This is a genomic window from Mesorhizobium sp. CA14 (assembly GCF_020165195.1).
Lineage (GTDB): Bacteria > Pseudomonadota > Alphaproteobacteria > Rhizobiales > Rhizobiaceae > Mesorhizobium.
Genome location: NZ_JAIUHR010000015.1, coordinates 89,604 through 109,139, shown reverse-complemented (window position 1 = coordinate 109,139; position 19,536 = coordinate 89,604). Strand labels below are relative to the sequence as shown.

The window sequence follows — 19,536 nt, the reverse complement described above, 5'->3', positions numbered from 1 at the left end:
GCTCACAGCGCCTGCTTCGTATAATCCCCTTCCGGCTCGTAGAGACCGTCCTCGATTTTGGTCTTGTGGACGACCTTGAGCTTGCCGCCTTCGACCTTGGAGATGTTCTGGATGCCGAAGCACTGGTGGATCTTGCCGTTGAAGGTTTTCGGACCCTGCGGATGCTCCGGCCCCTCGGCGAATTCCTTCAGCGCCTCGGTCGCCTCGACCAGCTTGGCGCGATCCTCCGGGCCTTTGTAACCGGCATCCTCCATCGCCTTCTTGACGACATAGAGCGTTTCCCAGCAACCGAACATGTGGGCGGCGGTGGAGACGTCCTTGGGGTCCCCGACGGCGGCGCCGTTGTCGTCGATGCCGACCGCGGCGCGGTAGGCTTTCTGCGCCGCCGAGTCATCGGGCTGCGCATAGCGGGGCGAGCCTTCCCAGAAATGGCTGCCGTCGAGGAATTCGAGGCCGGGGCTGTTGATGTCGACGGCTTCGAGCGAGTCGATGAAGCCGAAGAGCTGCGGCCGTTGCGAACCGTAGAATTCGCCGAGCTCCTTGACGAAGGTAAGCACGGCCGGGCCGACCATGACGTGGTAGATCACCTCGGTCTCGGCCGGGATCTGCGGGAAGTACTTGGTGAAGGAGCTCTCCGTCGGCGGGATGGCGATCTGGGCGATCACGTCGGCGCCCTGCGCCTTCAGCGCCGGCGGCAGGTAGTCGCGGTGGTCGTAGCCGAAGGCGAAGTCGGGGAAGATCTGCGTCACCTTCTTTCCGGCATTCGCCGCGATCCACGGCGCCATCGACTGAATCTGGCTCTTCACGTCGGTAATGCCGGGCTGGAAGACGTAGCGGTTGAGCTTGGTGGAGGCGACGTGATGGCCTTCGCTGACTACGAAATAGGGGATCTTGTTTTCGCCGGCGGCGGGCGCTGAGCCGATTACGACATGCGAGAACAAGGTGCCGAAGACGATGTCGGTCTTGTGCTGCTTGGCGAATTTGTTGACCACCTCGGCGCCGCGCGCCGGATCGGTGCCGTCGTCCTCGATGACCAGCTCGACCTTGCGGCCGCTGATGCCGCCGGCGTCGTTGATCGCCTTGACGGCGGCGGCGCTGGTCTTCTCGTACCAGCGGCCATAGGCGGCGCCGATACCGGTTCGGTGCGACTGGAAGCCTATTCTGATCGGTGCCGAGCTCTGCGCCTGGCTGTAACGAACGAAGCCCGGCGCCAGCGCCAGGCCGGCCCCGGCGGCTATGCCTTTCAGCGCGGTGCGGCGCGACAGCGTCGTCTTGGAGAGGTCGAAAAATCCGTTCTTGTCAGCCATGTCGGTTCCCCTGTTTTTTCAGTTTTGACCAGCGATAAGGCGGCTCGATCCTCCTCGCTCGGAGGACGCGAAAATTGCATGTGTACAAACTAAATCACCAAAGCTCTGGCCTGGCAAGCGAGCTTTACCCGACGGCATCGGAGGCGCGCCCTTGTGTCATCCGGCGGTCGGCGTGGCAAGCAGCCAGAGGCCGAAGATCGTGTAGGCGATCATCAGAAATGTGAGCGGAAGCTGGCTGAGCGCCGCACGCGAAGGCTGAGGGTGGAGGCGCCAGGCAAGGCCATGCGCGACCAGAACCGCCAGCACATGGCCGGCGATAATGACGCCGGCCTGGACATTCCATAGCCACCAGGCCGACTGGGCGCCGGCGACGACGCCCGCCTCGACCATCCTGCCAGCGGTGCCGAACAGGTTCCAGCCGAGCGCGAAAGGATCGGAGAGCGCGACCAGCGCGTACTGGCCGTCGACGAGCAGAACGGTGAGGTAATGCGCAATGTGGTAGGCGAGCGCGATCGGCACGATCGACCAGACCAGCAGGCCCGAAGGCGCCCTCAATGAATGATCGTCGCCGGCAAGGCGCTGTCCAAGAAAAACGGCCGACGCGAACACGGCCGCGAGCAGGACGAAGGTGAGCACAAGGCCGAAGCTGCCGATGCCGATCAAAGCGGTGCGGCCTGGATATTCCAGCGGATTGACGCCGAACAGACCGAGCCAGAAGAAGGTTTTCGACAGGCCGTCGAAAGATACTGAGGACAGGGCGAGGAGAAGAAAGGCCGTGCCGCTCAGCGGCAGCGGCGCGGCCGCAAGCAGCTTGGCGCCGGGCCAGCAGAGCGAGAGCCGGCCATCGAGGCGCTCGACAGGCGCGAAGCGGGCGACCATGGCAAAGAAGACAGTGAGGAATTCGCCGCGCCGGCTCCAGGCGTCGTAGCCGAAGACGAGCATCGCGACAAAGCTCGCCAGCCAATAGATACCGGCGGCAAAGGCCAGGCGGGCCGGATCGTCGGGCGCCGGATCGATCAGCTCGAACCAGGCGAAGGCGAAGAACAGCGCGAAGGCCGGCCAGTAGCCGAGCCAGTTGAGCAGGCGCGATGGCTTTGCGTCGCCGGCCTGAATGCTGAAAACGCGAGAGGCGACGCGCCACGGGCCGTACCATGGGTTGAGCCACGACCAGAAGTCGCCGAAGACGCCCTGCAACAGGGTGAAGCCGGCCCAGAGCAGCGTCCAGATCACGAGTGGGAGAGGGTTGGAAAGCGGGTCGCGGCTGCCGGAAAGCCCGGCGGCGATGAGAAGCGCGAAGCCGGCAAAGGAAATCAGGCTGATAGTGGTGCGCAGGGTGTCGCTGAAGGCAAATAGAGGTAGGCGCCGACGCCAGAAATGGTCGAGGGCGGCAGGCGGCAGCAGCGCCAGAACGAGGAAGCTGACGGCCACCGCCAGCGCGCCACCTGCGATGTAGTAACCGGTCGGGAGAAGCAGGACGTGGCCGCGGTCGGAAGCGTGGGCGAAGGCGGGGGTGGGGAGAGTGGCGAGGGCGGCGGCTAGGAAAGCCAACCCGGAAAGCTGGCACTCTACGGCGCCCCCCTCTGCCCTGCCGGGCATCTCCCCCTCTTGGGGGGAGATTAGCAGTTTCGGCGCCGGCTCTCCTCCTGCAACGTCAGAGATTGGCGAAAGCGGAGATGACAGCGTAATCTCCCCCCTAGAGGGGGAGATGTCCGGCAGGACAGAGGGGGGCGCGAAGGAACTCGGCTTATCCAGGAATTCCATTCGTCCGGGCCTTAAGCCTCACACCTTCACCAGCTGCTCCACGCGTCCCTTCTCGCCAAATATCCTGAGATACCTTTTGATCTCCTTCTCATCCCCGGTCGCCTTGGCGGGGTTGTCCGACAGCTTCACCGCCGGCCGGCCATTGGCTTCGCTGACCTTGCAGACGAGCGAGATGGCGTCGAGGCTCTTGGTTTCGGTCGGCGCGCAACCCTCGAAATCATTGGTGAGGTTGGTGCCCCAGCCGAAGGACATGCGCACCTTGCCGCGGAAATGCTTGTAGGTCTCCTCGATGGTCTCGACTTCCAGGCCGTCGGAGAAGATGAGCAGCTTCTGCTTGGGATCCTTGCCCTTCTTGCGCCACCAGTCGATGATCTTCTCGCCGCCTTCGATCGGCGGCGCGCTGTCCGGCCGGAAGCCGGTCCAGTCGGCGATCCAGTCCGGCGCATCGCGCAGGAACGCGGCGGTGCCGAAAGTGTCGGGGAGCACGATCAGCAGATTGCCGCCATAGTAGCGCTGCCAGTCCTGCAGCACCTTGTAGGGTGACTGCCTCAGCTCCTCTTCGGAATTGGCAAGGGCGGCGAAGACCATCGGCAATTCATGCGCGTTGGTGCCCAAAGCTTCGAGGTCGTTGTCCATGGCGAGAAGCACGTTTGAGGTGCCGGTGAAAGCATCGCCGATGCCTTCCTTCAGCGCCTCGACGCACCAGCGCTGCCACAGGAAGGAATGCCGGCGGCGCGTGCCGAAATCGGAAATGCGGATGCCGGGCAGCGCCTTCAGCCGCTCGGTCTTGTCCCACATCTTGGCTTTGGCGCGGGCGTAGAGCACGTCGAGGGCGAACGGGCCGAATGAGCGCATCGCCGCTCGCGAGCGCAGCTCGTTGATGATCGCGAGTGCCGGGATTTCCCAGAGCGTCGTGTACATCCAGGGCCCGGCGAAGGAGAGCTCGAACTGGCCGTCGCGCCTGGAAAGCTCGTATTCGGGCAGGCGGAAATTCTCCAGCCAGGCGAGGAATTCCGGCTCGAATATCTGCTTGCGGCCGTAAAAAGTGTTGCCGCCCAGCCAGATCATTTCCTTCTTCGAGAAGCGCAAGGTGCGGGCGTGGTCGAGCTGTTCGCGCAACTCGCCCTCGTCGATCTCATCGGCCAGCCGCACCGACGTGGTGCGGTTGATCAGCGAGAAGGTGGCGTCAACCTTGGGGTACATGCCCCAGATCATCTGCAGCATCAGAAGCTTGTAGAAGTCGGTGTCCAGCAGGCTGCGGACGATCGGGTCGAGCTTCCAGGTGTGGTTGTAGACGCGCCGCGCTATATCGGTCTTTGCCATGCTCGCTCATCCATAAAGCACAACGCACGGAAACGCGGGCGTCACGCTTCAAATCCTTGTTCGATCAATTCCGGACGCAACCCCGTTGCACGGAATTGCTTTAGCCAACTGCCTCTTAGCACCGTATTTCCGAACGCGCTTGCTGCTTTGCAAGCTGGCCCGACAAAAAGCAGCTATGCAAGTCCAGCCATCAGGATGCGGTCCTGACGCCTATGACCTTGAGGGACGGACGTTTCCTGCGGCTCGGCACGCGGCCGGCCACCGGCGCGTCGGCGCGGGCCTCGTCCTGCTCCTTCTCGGCGAACAGCCAGTCGATGAAGAGCTGCACGATCGGTGCCGAGCGCATCTCGTTGCGGCAGACGACATAGAAATCGTCGACCGCCGGCACCGACAAGGTGAAGGGCGCGACGAGCATGCCCCTGGCGAGCAAGGCGCGCGCGGTGACGGAATCGCCGAGCGCCACGCCATGGCCGTGCACGGCGGCCTCCGTCGCCATGCGCGCATCGCCCAGACGATGGCGGCGACCGCGCTCCAGATCGAGCGCGTCGGCGGCGGCCAGCCAGGTGTGCCATTCACGGCCATCGTCGCCATGCAGGAAGACATGGTCGGCGAGGTCGCGGACGCTGCGGATCGGGCGGTTGTTGATCAGCGTCGGACTGACCACCGGAAACAGCTCCAGGCCGGACCATTTGCGTATCCAGCAGTCGCTCCAGCTGCCGTCGCCATAATGCACGCAGACGTCGATGTCCGCGGCGCGGATGTCCTTGGGATCGTTGGACGGGATCAGCGTCAGCTGGATGTCCGGATATTGCGCCGTGAAGGAGCCGAGCCGCGGCGTCATCCAGAGCAACAACAGCGCCGGCACGCAGGAGACCGAGAGCGCGCCGGCACTTGCCGGCCTAGTCATGCGCTGCGTGGCGGCGGCGATGCCCTCAAAGGCGGCCGAGACCGCCGGCAGGAACTCCGCGCCATGCGGCGTCAGCTTCACGCGCTGGCCGCTGCGCTCGAACAGTTTTACGCCGAGCGATTGCTCAAGCGCCTTGATCTGGTGGCTGACAGCGCCGTGCGTGACATTGAGCTCACCCGCCGCCTTGGTCAGCGAGGCGTGCCGCGCCGCGGCTTCGAAGGCGCGCAAGGGGTTCAGCGGCGGCAGGCGCTTGGCCATGGAGAGCTCCAACTCTGTGAGATTTTCTCACAACAAAGACCCTAACAATATCAATTGATTTTTCAATGCGGCTGCCCGACACTTTTGCCCGGAACAGCTTTCAAGAGACGTGAAATCCGCCGGGGACAGCGGGCAACGATCCAGCCTGGCAACTGGCTGGCTTGGCAAATCTCCCGTGCGGGCAGTAAGCAGAGGAGACCGGACATGGGTTACGATCGCGGCAAGCTCGAAGCGTTGCGCCGCAAATATGGCGAGAGCCATGGCGGCGAGATGTTCGACCCGAAATTCCGCAAGGTCGCCGACAAGATCTTCAACAAGTCGGGCACCCGGCTCGCCCCCTATTCCGGCATCCCGACTTTCCTCGCCGCGCCCTACCGCGAAATCGCCGCCGAGAACCCGGATTTCGGCGACCTGCAGGTGGCGATGATCGGCGTGCCGATGGACCTCGGCGTCACCAACCGTCCCGGCTCGCGCTTCGGGCCGCGCGCGTTGCGCGCCATCGAGCGCATCGGCCCGTACAACCATGTGCTGGAATGCGCGCCGACGCATGAGCTTCGCGTCGCCGATATCGGCGACACGCCGTTCCGCAGCCGCTACCGGCTGGAGATCAGCCATGAGGACATCGAAAAGCGCACCAACCAGATCGTCGACGCCGGCGTGCTGCCGCTCTCGGTCGGCGGCGACCATTCGATCAGCCGTCCGATCCTGAAGGCGGTCGGCAAAAAGGCGCCGGTCGGCATGATCCATATCGACGCCCATTGCGATACCAGCGGGCTGTTCGACATGACCAAGTTCCACCATGGCGGACCGTTCCGCAACGCGGTGCTGGACGGCGTGCTCGATCCCTCGCGCACGATCCAGATCGGCATCCGCGGCTCGGCCGAATATCTGTGGGAGTTCACCTACGAGTCCGGCATGACCGTCGTGCATGCCGAGGAGGTGACCGGCCTCGGCATCCCCGCCATCATCGAGAAGGCGCGCAAAATCGTCGGCGACGGCCCGACCTACGTCTCCTTCGACGTCGACAGCATCGATCCGGCCTTCGCGCCCGGCACCGGCACGCCGGAAGTCGGCGGGCTGACGACGCGCGAGGTGCTCGAACTGCTGCGCGGGCTGAAGGGCCTCAACATCGTCGGCGGCGACGTCGTCGAGGTGGCGCCGCAATATGACGCGACCACCAACACCGCCCATGTCGGCGCCCAGGTCCTGTTCGAGATTCTCAGCCTGATGGTGTTCAGTCCGGCGATCAAGAAGGGCTGATGCTTCACGCAATTCCAGACGGAAGCTATGGCGAAGTCGCCAAACCTAAACCGCGTCTTCTGGAATTGCTCTCCCAACACGGCCGCCGCGCTGGAGCCGGCGGCCGGTTTCAACAACAAGCTTCCAGCAGGGGAATAAGAATGACTCTTCGCAATGCACTGAAATCCGCCATCGCGGCAGCCATGATGCTCGGCGCCGCCGGCCTCGCCACCCAGGCCAAGGCCGACGCCGTCGATGACATCACCAAGGCCGGCGCCATCAATGTCGGCATCTTTTCCGACTTCCCGCCCTTCTCCTCGGCCAGCGCCGATATGAGCATCAAGGGCTACGACATCGACGTGGCGCAGGCCATCGCCGACGCCTTGAAGGTTAAGCTCAACCTGGTCAGCGTCACCGGCCAGAACCGCATTCCTTATCTCACCGACAAGCGCGTCGATATCCTGATGAGCGTCGGCTACTCCAAGGAACGCGAGCAGGTGATCGATTTCGCCGCCGCCTACGCGCCCTACTACATCGCCGTCATCGGCCCGAAAGCAACGGCCGTGAAGGGCAAGGAAGACCTCGCCGACAAGTCCATCGCCGTCAACCGCGGCACGCTGGAGGATACCTCGCTGACCGAGGCGGCGCCATCGTCCGCCGACATCCGCCGCTTCGACAACTACAATTCCGTCATCCAGGCCTTTATCTCCGGCCAGACGCAGTTGATGGTGGTCGGCAACGACGTCGGCGCACAGGTGCTGGCCAAGCAGGACGCGCTGCAGCCGGAGCAGAAATTCCAGCTCTTGACCTCGCCCTCGCATATCGGCCTCAACAAGAATGAGGACCGGCTGAAGAAGGCTGTCAACGACGCCGTCGCCAAGATGCTGGCCGACGGCAAGCTCGACGAAAGCTCCAAGGCCTGGCTGAAGACGCCGCTCAACCCCGACAATCTCAAGGATTGATGCCGATCGGTTCGGCGCCGTAACAGGCGCCGAACCTTCTCTCCCTCTTTGTTTTCACGCAATTCCGGACGGAAAACCGCTTCACACTTTTCCTGGAATTGCTCTAGGCCGGGCGCCTTCAACAAGGTCAATCGCCATGGGCTACAGCCTCGACTTCGGCTGGCTTGCGGGTGCGGCGGGCGTGATCGCGCGCGGCGCGGCGATGACGCTGCTTCTGATCGCCGTCACGACGCTCGCCGGCACCTTCCTCAGCATCCTGGGCGCCGCCGGCAAAAGAAACGGCCCGAAGCCGCTTCAGCTGGCGATCGGCATCTATGTCGAGGTGATGCGCAACACGCCGTTCCTGGTGCAGCTATTCTTCATCTTCTTCGGGCTGCCCACGCTCGGGATCAGGCTGGACCCGATCCTGGCCGCGGTGTTGGCGATGACGCTCAATATGGCAGCCTATACGATCGAGATCGTCGGCGCCGGGCTCGACGCCGTGCCGCGCGGGCAGACGGAAGCCGCGCTGGCGCTCGGCCTCAGGCCCCGCCAGGTATTCGTCAAGATCGTCCTGCCGCAAGCGCTGAAAGTGATCTACCCGGCGCTGACCAGCCAGATCGTCATCATGATGCTTGAATCCGCCGTGGTGTCGCAGATCGCGGTGCGCGAGCTGACCTATGAGGCCGACATGCTGCAGGCGCGCACTTTTCGCGCCTTCGAGACCTATTTCGTGGTGACGATGGTCTATCTCGGCCTGTCTATGGGGCTGCGCCGGCTGCTGGTCGGCGGCGGCCGCCGTGTTCTGGGGGCGGGCGTGTCATGATCGAGTTCACCTTCTGGGACATCGTGCGCAACCTGCTGCTCGCCGCCCGTTGGACGGTGCTGTTGTCGCTCGCCGCCTTCATCGGCGGCGCGCTGGTCGGGCTGGTGGTGCTGTTCTTCCGCATCGCCAAGAACAGCTGGGTGAAGCGGATCGCGTCCGGTTATATCGCGCTCTTCCAAGGCACGCCGCTCTTGATGCAGCTCTTTTTGATGTTCTTCGGCCTGCCGATGCTGGGGCTGCGCATCGAACCGTGGACGGCAGCGGCGCTCGGCCTCACCTTCTTCGCCAGCGCCTATCTGGCCGAGATCTGGCGCAGCGGCGTCGACGCGCTGCCGCGCGGCCAGTGGGACGCCGGCGCCAGCCTCGGGCTGCACTATCTGCAGGAGCTCAGGCTGATCATCCTGCCGCAGGCCTTCGCCATCACCCGCGCGCCGACCGTCGGCTTCCTGGTGCAGCTCATCAAATCGACGGCACTGACCTCGATCATCGGCTTCGAGGAGCTGGTCAGGACCTCCAACGCCATCAACAACGCGACTTTCGAGCCGTTCAAGGTCTACGGGCTGGTGGCGCTGATCTTTTTCGTCATGTGCTTCCCGCTGACGCAGTACGCGCGGCGGCTGGAACAGCGCGCAGGGGCGCGCTGAGCCGACGAAAGACTGCCGACCGGACCCGCAGCCTCTGTTCGTCAATGCCCGAAGGACAGTGCCGGCGCGATGCGGTCGCGCCTGAGCCAGCGCGCCAGGAGCAGCGCCGCCACCACGGCCAGTCCCGAGGCCAGGCCGATCCAGATGCCGACGCCGTTCAGGCCGAAATGGAAGGCGAGGAGCACGCCGAGCGGCAGGCCGACGCCCCAATAGCCGATCGCGGCATAGATCATCGGCACCTTGGTGTCGTGCAGGCCGCGCAGCATGCCGGCGGCGACCGCCTGGGCGCCGTCGAAAATCTGGAACAGCGCAGCAAAGACCAGGAACGAGACGGCAAGCGTGATCACCCTGGCGTTTTTGGGATCGGTGAGATCGATGAAGGCGCTGATCAGCGCATGCGGCCAGAGAATCATCACCAGCCCCATCAGCGCCATGAAGGAGACGCCGATGACGAAGGCTGTCCAGCCGGCACGCGAAACGCCTTCCGGATTGCCGGCGCCATGCGCCAAGCCGACCCGGACCGTGACCGCCTGGTTGAGGCCGAGCGGCACCATGAAGGAGATCGAGGCGATCTGGATGGCGATCGCGTGGGCGGCGAGCGAATCCGCATCGATCAGCCCCATGAGCAGGGCCGCCGCATTGAAGATCGTCACCTCGAAGGCAAGGATGCCCGCGATCGGCAGGCCGAGCCTCAGCAGGCCGCGGAAACGCGGCCAGTCGGCGCGCCAGAAGCGGCCGAACAGACGGTAGCGGCGGAACTTCTTCTCCTTGATCACCACCGCCGCCAGGCCAATGAACATCAGCATGCTTGACAGAGTGGTGGCGAGCCCGGAGCCGGCAATGCCCATCGACTTGACGCCGAGATTGCCGAACATGAATACCCAGTTGAAGAAAGCATTGCAGGCGACTGCGACGAAAACGATGATCAGCGCCCAGCCCGGCCGCTCCAGCGCCGAGATGAAGGAGCGCAGCACGATATAGCCATAGAAGGGCAGCACCGCCCATTGCAGCCAGTGCAGATAGATGCCGGCCTCATGCGCGAGCTCCGGCTTCTGGCCCATGGCCAGAAGCACCTCTTCGCCGTGCGAGAGAAAGATCCAGATCGGGATCGAGATCAGGATCGCCAGCCAAAGCCCCTGGCGCACGGTGCGGCGCAGATCGCGCACCGAATGGCGACGACGGCCGAGCTCGGTCGCCATCATCGGCGAGGTCGCCAGCATCAGGCCGAGGCCGAAGATCAGCGGCATGAAATAGAGGTTGGAGCCGAGCGCGCCGGCGGCGAGCGTATCGGGCCCGAGGCGGCCCATCATCATGACGTCGGTCGCGGTCATGGCGGTCTGGCCGAGATTGGTCAGCACCATCGGCCAAGCGAGCGCGATCGTCGCCCTGATTTCCTGACGCCAAAGGTTTTCCGGCGCGCGAGCGCCGGCTTCGATCGCAGACATTGTTCCGCTCTTTCAGAACACGGCGCGTCGGCCAAGGGGCCGGAAGCCGTACAACAACGGCGCAAAATGGCGCCATTTGCGTCGCCTTGTGAACGAAATGCGACATGTTGGCAAGGGACGCGGCCCGGCTAGCGATTGATCCAGATTCCGCGATGCCTCTTTCATTTGCTGGCCGTGGGCTGCTACGGATGCCCTTGGCATGTGCAGCCGGCGCGCCATGCCGGGAGGAATGATGCCGTTCAGGCGCAGAAAGAACACGGCCGCGATTCCACGCACGGCGCCCGCCTTCGAGCACATCGTAACGGAGGCGAGCGAGAGCTTCCTGTGGCGGCTGGACGACTATCCGTGGGAGCGCAATGTCTGGAACTTCCATCCCGAATACGAAATCCATCTGCTCAGGAAATCGTCCGGCGTCGTGCTGGTCGGCGACCATATCGGCGAGTTCGGGCCGGGCTATCTGACCATCGTCGGCGGCGGGCTGCCGCATGACTGGGTGACGGCGGTGCAGCCCGGCGAGCTGATCGAAGGCCGCGATATCGTGCTGCAGTTCGATCCCGAGCGGCTGCGCGGCTCTTCGGGGCTGTTGCCGGAGCTGCGCGAGCTGGAGCCGTTCCTGGAACGCTCGCTGCGCGGCATGGTCTTTCATGGCCAGACCGCGCTCGACGGCGCCGGGCTGATGGAACGAATGGGCGAGGTGCATGGGCTGGCTAGGTTCCGCATGTTCCTCGAACTGCTCGACCTTCTGGCCACCACCGACGAATACGCGCTTTTGTCGTCGCCGGACTTCTCCCCCCTTCTCGACGCGGAGTCGCTGGATATCGTTCAGCGCTCGCTGACCTACCTGTTCCAGCATTTCGCCGAGGATCTGAAGCTGCCGGACGTAGCGGCATTGGCCGGCATGAGCGAAAGCAGTTTTTCCCGCTTCTTCCAGAAGAACACCGGCAATTCGTTCAGCGACCACGTCGCCAAGCTCAGGCTCTGGCAGGCCTGCAAGCTGCTCGCCGACACCGATATCCCGATCACCGACATCTGCTTCCAGGTCGGCTACATGAACATCTCGAACTTCAACCGTGCCTTTCTGCGCAAGCACAAGATGACGCCGTCATCCTATCGCAAACTGTCGCGGCAGCGGCTGACCCTACGGGCCTGATTTCGCCACCTCTGATCGTACTGATACTCGTGTGACGAGCAGACTCTGCCGGCGCCATTTTTTGCGCCGCACAATGCATAAAAGTACAGGTCTACTGCAACGGGGCTTCTAGCCTCGCTCTCTCCAACTGCTCATTTTGGCGACGGGTGGAAGGTTCGACGGGCGACGGTGAGGGTCGCTTAGTCCGAGGACCTGCCGCTTTTCGCGAGTGTTCCTGGAGGAGAAAAACCAATGAATTCAAACCGGCTTGCTGCCAGCCTCGGTGCAGCGTTCGTGTTTACCGCTTCCGTCTCAACCGCAGCACTTGCCCAGGCGCCGGTCTGCTCGGCGCCGGTCAAGGTGCTGGCGCAGCCGCGCGACGGGCTGACGCTTCTGGAGGACTCCAAGGACGAGTTCAAAAAACTCTCCGGCGCCTCGTTCCAGATCGATTACCTCAACGAGAACGACCGCCGCGCCAAGTCGCGCGCCGACGCTTCGACCGTCGGCAACTACAACGTCTACTATGTCGACGAGGCCAATGTGGCGCTGTTCGCTTCCTCGGGCTGGATCGCGCCGCTGACCGATTACTACCCGGCTGAATACGACTATGCCGATTTCGATCCGGGCCGCCAGAAGGTCGCCACCTATGACGGCAAGGTCTGGTTCGCGCCGCTGACCGGGGGCGGCGACCTGATGGTCTATCGCAAGGACGTGCTGGAGGCCGCCGGCATCCAGCCGCCGAAGACGCTGGACGAGCTGATCGCCGACGTGCCGAAACTGACCAATGCCGACAAGGGAATGTACGGTATCGCGCTGCGCGGCGCGCGCGGCTCGGGCGCCAATGTCTGGCGCTGGATGCCGTTCTTCAAGGCTTATGGCGGCAAGTGGTTCGACGGCGACAAGCCGGCTTTCAATTCGGACCCCGCCGTGAAGGCGACTGAGGCCTATTTGAAGCTGTTCAAGGACTCGGCCCCCGGCACGCAGACCGGCAGCTGGGATGAATCGACGGGCGCCTTCCTCTCCGGCCAGGTCGCCATCCTCGTCGAATCAACGCCGCTGTCGGGCATGGCGGTGGACCCGAAGACCTCGCAGGTGGTCGGCAAGGTCGGCTTCCTGCCGCCGCCCGCGCCGCTGCCGGGCGGCGGCTACGGCCACGGGCTTGCCATCGGCACCAAGGCCAACGCGGATGACGCCGCGAAGAAATGCGCCGGCCTGTTCATCGCCTGGGCGACCTCGAAGGAGAATGAGAAGCGCCGGCTCGACGCGCACCAGTTCGGCGAGCTGAACCGCACCAGCATCCTCTCCAGCAAGGAATTCGCCGACATCTACGGTGCCGATCTCGGCAAGGCGCTGGCCGACACCGGCAAGGTGACGGCGGTGAACTTCTGGCAGGATCCGCGCTGGCCTGATCTCGGCGACCGCTGGGGCATCATCCTGGAAGAGCTGGTCACCGGCACGCGCACCGACATCAAGGGCGGCCTCAACGAGCTCGAGGCTTATGCCAACGAGCTGGTGAAGAAGAAGTAATCCTCCCGCCCGTGGCGCGCGGTCCGCGGCATTCGAAGGAATGCCGGGACCCGTGCGCCGCCGGACCTTCGCCAGACAGCAGTAAATCCGAGGATAGTAATGCGCCGACGCTCTTCCCTGCCGGTCACATTTCTGGTTCCGACTTTAGCCATCCTTCTGGTGCTGTCGATGGTGCCGACGCTCTACGCCATCGTCATCGCCTTGCAGAACCGCGAGCTGAGCACGACCGGTTATTCCTGGGTCTGGTTCTCGAACTTCGCCGATCTCTTCCTCGACCGCCGCTTCCTCAACGCCGTCTGGGTTTCGGTGAAATGGGAGATCGTCACCGTCGTCGCGACGATGGTGGTGGCGATCGGGCTGGGCGTCTTGATGTTCGAGGTCGCCGGCCCACGCCTGCGCAATTTCTACTGCCTCCTGTTCATCATCCCGGTGCTTTTGCCGCGCGTCTCGGCAGCCTTCGTCTGGAAGTTCGCCTATCACCCGCTCTACGGCATCGCCACCTATCCCTACCGGCTGATCACCGGCGGGTTGATCTTCGATCCGCTGTCCAAGCCCGGCACGGCGTTGTTCGCGGTCGCTTCGGTGGATGTCTGGCAATGGGGGCTGTTCTTCGCCGTCATCGTGCTGAAGCTGCTCGAAACCTTGCCGCCGCAGCCGATCGAGGCGGCCAGGCTCGACCACGCCAGGCGCTGGCAGATCCATGCCTATGTCACCTTGCCGATGCTGAAGGCGCCGCTGATCAGCCTGATGTTCGTCAAGATGATCGAGTCGCTGCGCTCCTTCGACCTGATCTATGTGATGACGCGCGGCGGGCCCGGCGTCGCGACCGAGACGCTCGACATGTACGCCTTCTCGCAGGGCTTCATCGAATCCGGCAAGGTCTCCTACGCCTCGGCGATGGCGGTGCTGATGATGATCGCGACGGTCATCACCTTCACCATGCTGTGGAAGCGGGTGCAGGCATGAAGCCACATCCGATAAGACCGGGCCGCCTGGTCGCCAAGGCCGTCCTGACGCTGGCCGGATTCCTGGCCGTGTTTCCGCTTTTGTGGACGGCGCTCAACGCGCTGAAGAACAATGTCGACATCATCACCCGCGTGCCGAAGGTGTTCTTCACGCCGACGCTCGCCAATATCAGCTACATCCTCGGCCGCGACAGCGTGCTGGCCGGCCTCTACAACTCCGCGGTCGCCTGCGGCGCGGCGGTGCTGATCGGCATCGTGCTCGGCCTGCCGGCGGCCTATGCGGTGGCGCGCTATCCCAATCGCTTCGCCGGCGACATCCAGTTCTTCGTGTTGTCGCTGCGTTTCCTGCCGCCGGTGGCGGTGGCGATCCCGCTGATGGTGATCTGGCTGCAGTTCGGGCTCTACGACACTTTGCCGGCGCTGATCGTCACATATTCGCTGCTGACCATCTCGGTGATCATGTGGCTGGCCATCCCGGCCTTCCAGGGCGTGCCGAAGGAGATCGAGGAGGCGGCCTTCGTCGACGGTTACGGCGCTTATGCCGTCTTCTGGCGGATCGCGCTTCCGGTGGCGGCGCGCTCGCTGATCGGCGCCATCGCCTTCAGCTTCGTGCTGGTCTGGAACGAATTCCTGATCGCGCTGATGCTGTCGAGCTCCAACGCCAAGACCCTGCCGATCGTGGCTTCCGAGCTGTCGCAGCAAGGCATGAACGTGCCGTGGGGCATCCTCAATGCCTCGGTCGTGCTTTTGTCGCTGCCGCCGCTGCTCTTCCTCGGCGTGCTGAGCGGCTTCCTGAATTCCGTTTTCCGGCAAAAGAAAAGTTGAAGTGAGGATACCCGATGCGGGCACTGGTGCTTGAGAAAAAAGGCGAACTGTCGCTGCGCGAGATCGCGCTGCCGCAAGACGTCGGACCGGACGACGTCAGGATCGCCATCCACACGGTCGGCGTCTGCGGCAGCGACGTGCATTATTACACGCATGGCGCGATCGGCAGCTATATCGTGCGCGAGCCCATGGTGCTCGGCCATGAAGCGTCAGGCACGATCATCGAGGTCGGCGCCAATGTCACGAGCCTGAAGGTCGGCGACCGCGTCTGCATGGAGCCGGGCGTGCCGAACCTTGCCTCGCGCGCGACGAAGCTCGGCATCTACAATGTCGACCCGGACGTCCGCTTCTGGGCAACGCCGCCGGTGCATGGCGTGCTTGCTCCTCAAGCCGTTCATCCGGCGGCCTTCACCTACAAGCTGCCGGACAATGTCTCCTTCGCCGAGGGCGCGATGGTCGAGCCCTTCGCCATCGGCATGCAGGCTGCGGCGCGCGCCCGCATCGTGCCCGGCGATGTCGCCGTCGTCGTCGGTTGCGGCCCGATCGGCATCATGATCGCGCTCGCCGCGCTGGCGGGCGGCTGCTCCAAAGTGCTGGTCTCGGACTTTTCCGCGCCGAAGCTGGAGATAGCCGCCCAGTATCCCGGCATCGTGCCGGTCGATATCGGCAAGCAGTCGCTGGTCGACGCGGTGCGGGCTGCGACCGACAATTGGGGCGCCGATATCGTGTTCGAGGCGAGCGGCAGCCCGAAGGCCTTCGCAAACCTGTTCGACGTGGTGCGGCCGGGCGGCGCGGTGGTGCTGGTCGGGCTTCCTGTGGAGACGGTCGAGCTCAACGTGCCGGCGGCGATTTCCAAGGAAGTGCGCATCGAGACCGTGTTCCGCTACGCCAACATCTTCGACCGCGCCCTGCAGCTCATCGCCTCCGGCAAGGTCGATCTCAAGCCGCTGATCACCGGCACCTATGATTTCTCCGAAAGCATCAAGGCGTTCGAGCGCGCGGCGCAAGGCAGGCCGGAGGACGTCAAGCTGCAGATCCTGCTGACCGGCGAAGAGGGATAAGGGATGTCCGCGATCGTTTGCTCCCATGTCGACAAGGCCTATGGCGCCACGACCGTCATCCGCGATCTCAACCTCGCGATCGAGGAGCATGAGTTCGTGGTGTTCCTCGGTCCGTCCGGGTGCGGCAAGTCGACCTTGCTCAGGATGCTGGCGGGGCTGGAGGATATCAGCGGCGGCGAGGTGTCGATCGGCGGCAAGGTGGTGAACGATCTCGAGCCGGGCGACCGCGGCATCGCCATGGTGTTCCAGAATTATGCGCTCTATCCGCATATGACGATCTTCGACAACATCGCCTTCGGGCTGAAGCGGCAGAAGGTGCCGGCAGCCGAGATCAAGAAGCGCGTCGAGGCGGTCTCCCGGACGCTTGGCCTCGAACCCTATCTCGGCCGCAAGCCGACAGAGCTTTCCGGCGGACAGCAGCAGCGCGTGGCGATCGCGCGCGCCATGATCAAGACGCCGAAAGTGTTCCTGTTCGACGAGCCGCTCTCCAATCTCGACGCCAAGCTGCGCAACCATATGCGCGTCGAGATCGCCAGGCTGCACCAGTCGCTGAAGACCACCACCGTCTATGTCACGCATGACCAGCTCGAAGCAATGACGCTGGCCGACCGCATCGTGCTCTTGAAGGATGGCGTGATCGAGCAGATCGGCTCGCCGGCGGAAATCTATCGGCGTCCCGGTAATCTGTTCGTAGCCGGCTTCATCGGCACGCCGAACATGAATTTCATCGAGGCCATGGTCGGCCGGAAGGGGGACGGCTGGACGCTGACCGGCGCCGGGACGGTGCTGTCGCTGCAAGGCGGCGACTTCGACCTGCGGCACGGCGATCGCGTGGTGCTCGGCGTCCGGCCTCCGGATCTGAAGACGGCGCAAGCCGGCAGAGCAAACCTGTTGCAAGGCACTGCCGATCTCATCGAGTTCCACGGCAATGACGCGCTGGTGACATTCGGCTCGGGCGGCAAGGAGATCAGCGCGCTGGTGCCTGCCCGCGAATGCCCGGAGCTGCGCGCGCCCGTGCACTACATGTTCGACGAAGAGAGCATCCATCTGTTCGATGCGGAGACCGGCAAGTCGCTGCGCAGGCAGTAAGACGACTATCCAATTGCGTCGAGCATCTGCCGCTGGCGGTGCATTTCGAGGAAGATGCGGTAGTCGCGGTCGAAACGGGCGCCGGCTTCCTTGTTGGGGGCGCGCGTCCTGCCGCCTTGCTGCATGGCGACGCAGGCCGCGTTGAGGTCAGGGTAGAGGCCTGCGGCGGTCGCCGCCACCATGCCGGTGCCGAGCAGCACCGCCTCGTCGGCCAGCGGCTCGACCACCGTGCAACCGGTGGCGTCGGCGTAGAGATCCATCAAAAGCGGGTTCTTGGTGTGGCCGCCGGTGACATGCAGCGTGTCGATCAGGTAGCCGTTCTCGTTCAGCGCCTCGAGCACATGGCGCACGCCGAGCGCGATGGCGACGGCGGTGCGCCAGTAGAGCTTGCACAGGCTGTCGAAGGAGGAATCGAGCGTCAGGCCGCTGATGACGCCGACGGCATGCGGGTCGGCGAGCGGCGAACGGTTGCCGTGGAAATCCGGCAGTACATGCAGCCTTGCCGCCAGCGCGTCGCCATCCTCGGCGCGCAGCTCGGCGACGCGCCTGGCGATCTTCATGTGCATGGCCGCGTCCGGCTCGCCGCCGGCGCCATGCCAGCGGATGATGTGATCGAGCAGCGCGCCGGTGGCCGACTGGCCGCCTTCCGACAGCCACAGCCTCGGCAATGCCGCGCCGTAATAAGGGCCCCAGACACCGGCAAAGGGCTGCGGGTCGGGCGACATCGCCATGACGCAGGACGATGTGCCGGCAATCAGCGCCAGGTGCCGGCTGATGTTCTTCTCGTCGCCGGCAAAGCCGCCGAGAACGCCCAGCGCACCGGCATAGGCATCGATGACGCCCGCGCCGACCCGGCATTTCTCGGTGAGGCCGAGCTCGGCGGCGGCCTTAGCCGTCAGCGGACCGATATCGGCGCCGACCGGGCTTGCCTTTTCCGGCAGATTGCCGTGCTCGAACAGGTCGCCGAGCCCGACAAGCTCGAAGAAATCGCGCCGCCAGCTCTTTTCCTCATGCGCGAGATAGGTCCATTTCGCCGTCAGCGTGCATTGCGAGCGGGCGAGCGAGCCCGATGCCTTCCAGGTCAGGAAATCGGCAAGGTCGAATAGATAGCCGGCTTCGTTCCATGTCTTCGGCAGGTGACGCTTCAGCCACATCAGCTTCGGCGTTTCCATCTCCGGCGACATCACACCGCCGATGTAGTCGAGAACGGTGTGGCCGCTCGTCGTGCATTCATCGGCCTCGGCGATGGCGCGATGGTCGAGCCAGACCATCGTGTCCCAGCGCTTCTCGCCGGTGACCGAGACGCTGATCTGACCGCCCTGCCTGTCGCGCGCGACCAGCGAGCAGGTCGCGTCGAAAGAGATGCCGGCGATATCGCCGGCGGCGACGCCGGATTTTTGGAGCGCGGACCGCACGGATTTGCACACCGCCGACCAGATGTCTTCCGAATCATGCTCGGCATGATCGGGCTTGGGCTGGTGCATGGCGATCGGATGATCGGCGCGGCCGAGCAGGTTGCCGCGCGCGTCGAGAATGCCCGCGCGGGCGCTCCCGGTGCCGACGTCGACCGCGCAAACGAAACTGTTCGTCAAGATGCTTTTTCTCTCGCTCCCAGGCCTGCAATCAGATCGGGCAATTGCAGCATGTCAGCGAATATAAAGTCCGGTTCCGTCGACGCAAGCCGCGCCTTGAGGGCGGGATTGGATGCATGCGAGCCGCCGGTGAAGGCAAAGACGCGCATCTCCGCCGCGCGGGCGGCGGCGATGCCGGCGGGGCTGTCCTCGATCACCAGGCAATCGCGCGGATGCGCCCGCATGCTGGCGGCGGCGTGGAGAAAAAGGTCGGGCGCCGGCTTGCCGCGCTCGACCATGGTGGCGCTGAACAGATGCGGCTCCAGCAAGGGGAGCAGGCCGGTGACGTCGAGCGCATAACGAATGCGCTCCAGCGTGCCGGACGAGGCGACGCAGCATGGCCGGCCGAGCTTCGGCAGCACCTCCTTGACGCCTGGGATCGGCTTCAATTCCTCGCGGAATTTGCGCATCAGGTCGACGCGCATGGCGGTCAGATGCCGGTCGCTGATATCGAGCCCGAACTCTTGGCCGAGGATCTCGCGCACGCTCTTCATGCTCTTGCCGAGGAAATGCTCGTAGGCGGCGTCCTCGCTCACCGTGCCGCCGGCGAGCTCGATCATGCCGAGCAGCGCCGAGACCGAAAGCGCCTCACTGTCGACCAGCACGCCGTCACAGTCGAAGATGACCAGCTCAGGCGTCATCGAGGCGGCTTCCGGCG

Annotated in this window: 17 protein-coding genes; 10 read left to right on the top strand and 7 right to left on the bottom strand. The window is 64.3% G+C overall.

Translation table 11 applies throughout. The features are described 5' to 3' along the window. Nucleotides 1–2 precede the first annotated feature (2 nt). The 4 genes from LB565_RS17375 to gcvA form a co-directional block, all read right to left on the bottom strand. Nucleotides 3–1,307: an ABC transporter substrate-binding protein gene (locus tag LB565_RS17375; protein ID WP_224586057.1), complete on the bottom strand. Its 1,305-nt coding sequence runs from the start codon at nucleotides 1,305–1,307 to the stop codon at nucleotides 3–5. A gap of 156 nt (nucleotides 1,308–1,463) precedes the next feature. Continuing rightward, entirely contained in the window at nucleotides 1,464–2,903 is a 1,440-nt protein-coding gene (locus tag LB565_RS17370) for a hypothetical protein (protein WP_224586056.1), read from the bottom strand. Nucleotides 2,904–3,086: 183 nt separating this feature from the next. Beyond that, nucleotides 3,087–4,391 carry a nicotinate phosphoribosyltransferase gene (pncB, locus tag LB565_RS17360; protein WP_224586055.1) on the bottom strand — a complete coding sequence of 435 codons (1,305 nt, stop codon included), beginning with the start codon at nucleotides 4,389–4,391 and terminating at the stop codon, nucleotides 3,087–3,089. Nucleotides 4,392–4,581: 190 nt separating this feature from the next. Beyond that, complete coding sequence (gcvA, locus tag LB565_RS17355; protein ID WP_224586050.1) at nucleotides 4,582–5,556, bottom strand: transcriptional regulator GcvA; 975 nt, start codon at nucleotides 5,554–5,556, stop codon at nucleotides 4,582–4,584. Nucleotides 5,557–5,760: 204 nt separating this feature from the next. On the opposite strand from gcvA, the gene speB reads away from it, so the two are divergent. From speB to LB565_RS17335, 4 genes are all read left to right on the top strand, one after another. Next, entirely contained in the window at nucleotides 5,761–6,816 is a 1,056-nt protein-coding gene (gene speB, locus LB565_RS17350; RefSeq protein WP_224586048.1) for an agmatinase, read from the top strand. Between the two features lie 140 nt (nucleotides 6,817–6,956). Continuing rightward, complete coding sequence (locus LB565_RS17345; protein ID WP_127859513.1) at nucleotides 6,957–7,757, top strand: transporter substrate-binding domain-containing protein; 801 nt, start codon at nucleotides 6,957–6,959, stop codon at nucleotides 7,755–7,757. Between the two features lie 136 nt (nucleotides 7,758–7,893). Beyond that, a complete protein-coding gene (locus LB565_RS17340; protein WP_224586046.1) occupies nucleotides 7,894–8,562 on the top strand; it encodes an amino acid ABC transporter permease in 669 nt (222 codons plus the stop codon). Continuing rightward, a complete protein-coding gene (locus LB565_RS17335) occupies nucleotides 8,559–9,206 on the top strand; it encodes an amino acid ABC transporter permease (protein WP_224586044.1) in 648 nt (215 codons plus the stop codon). Before LB565_RS17340 ends, LB565_RS17335 begins: the two co-directional genes overlap by 4 nt. Nucleotides 9,207–9,247: 41 nt before the next feature. On the opposite strand, the gene LB565_RS17330 is transcribed toward LB565_RS17335, so the two are convergent. Then, nucleotides 9,248–10,651 carry an MATE family efflux transporter gene (locus LB565_RS17330; RefSeq protein ID WP_224586041.1) on the bottom strand — a complete coding sequence of 468 codons (1,404 nt, stop codon included), beginning with the start codon at nucleotides 10,649–10,651 and terminating at the stop codon, nucleotides 9,248–9,250. Between the two features lie 232 nt (nucleotides 10,652–10,883). Between LB565_RS17330 and LB565_RS17325 the strand changes: the two genes are divergently transcribed. The 6 genes from LB565_RS17325 to LB565_RS17300 all read left to right on the top strand — a co-directional run bounded on the left by LB565_RS17325 (nucleotide 10,884) and on the right by LB565_RS17300 (nucleotide 17,247). Next, a complete protein-coding gene (locus LB565_RS17325) occupies nucleotides 10,884–11,801 on the top strand; it encodes an AraC family transcriptional regulator (protein ID WP_224586039.1) in 918 nt (305 codons plus the stop codon). Nucleotides 11,802–12,032: 231 nt separating this feature from the next. After that, entirely contained in the window at nucleotides 12,033–13,307 is a 1,275-nt protein-coding gene (locus LB565_RS17320; RefSeq protein WP_224586037.1) for an ABC transporter substrate-binding protein, read from the top strand. A gap of 99 nt (nucleotides 13,308–13,406) precedes the next feature. Next, complete coding sequence (locus tag LB565_RS17315; protein WP_095768113.1) at nucleotides 13,407–14,273, top strand: carbohydrate ABC transporter permease; 867 nt, start codon at nucleotides 13,407–13,409, stop codon at nucleotides 14,271–14,273. After that, nucleotides 14,270–15,097 (top strand): carbohydrate ABC transporter permease, encoded by an 828-nt coding sequence (locus LB565_RS17310; protein WP_224586035.1) that lies wholly within the window; start codon nucleotides 14,270–14,272, stop codon nucleotides 15,095–15,097. The genes LB565_RS17315 and LB565_RS17310 overlap by 4 nt, the downstream gene beginning before the upstream one ends. A 14-nt stretch (nucleotides 15,098–15,111) precedes the next feature. Next, complete coding sequence (locus LB565_RS17305) at nucleotides 15,112–16,158, top strand: NAD(P)-dependent alcohol dehydrogenase (protein ID WP_224586034.1); 1,047 nt, start codon at nucleotides 15,112–15,114, stop codon at nucleotides 16,156–16,158. Between the two features lie 3 nt (nucleotides 16,159–16,161). Next, entirely contained in the window at nucleotides 16,162–17,247 is a 1,086-nt protein-coding gene (locus LB565_RS17300) for an ABC transporter ATP-binding protein (RefSeq protein ID WP_224586032.1), read from the top strand. A 5-nt stretch (nucleotides 17,248–17,252) separates the two neighbouring features. Here the strand turns inward: LB565_RS17300 and LB565_RS17295 are convergent, their stop codons facing one another. Continuing rightward, the gene (locus LB565_RS17295) at nucleotides 17,253–18,839 is read right to left on the bottom strand and encodes an FGGY-family carbohydrate kinase (protein WP_224586030.1); all 1,587 of its coding nucleotides are present in this window, start codon (nucleotides 18,837–18,839) and stop codon (nucleotides 17,253–17,255) included. Then, the gene (locus tag LB565_RS17290; RefSeq protein ID WP_224586028.1) at nucleotides 18,836–19,519 is read right to left on the bottom strand and encodes an HAD family hydrolase; all 684 of its coding nucleotides are present in this window, start codon (nucleotides 19,517–19,519) and stop codon (nucleotides 18,836–18,838) included. The genes LB565_RS17295 and LB565_RS17290 overlap by 4 nt, the downstream gene beginning before the upstream one ends. Between the last annotated feature and the right edge of the window lie 17 nt (nucleotides 19,520–19,536).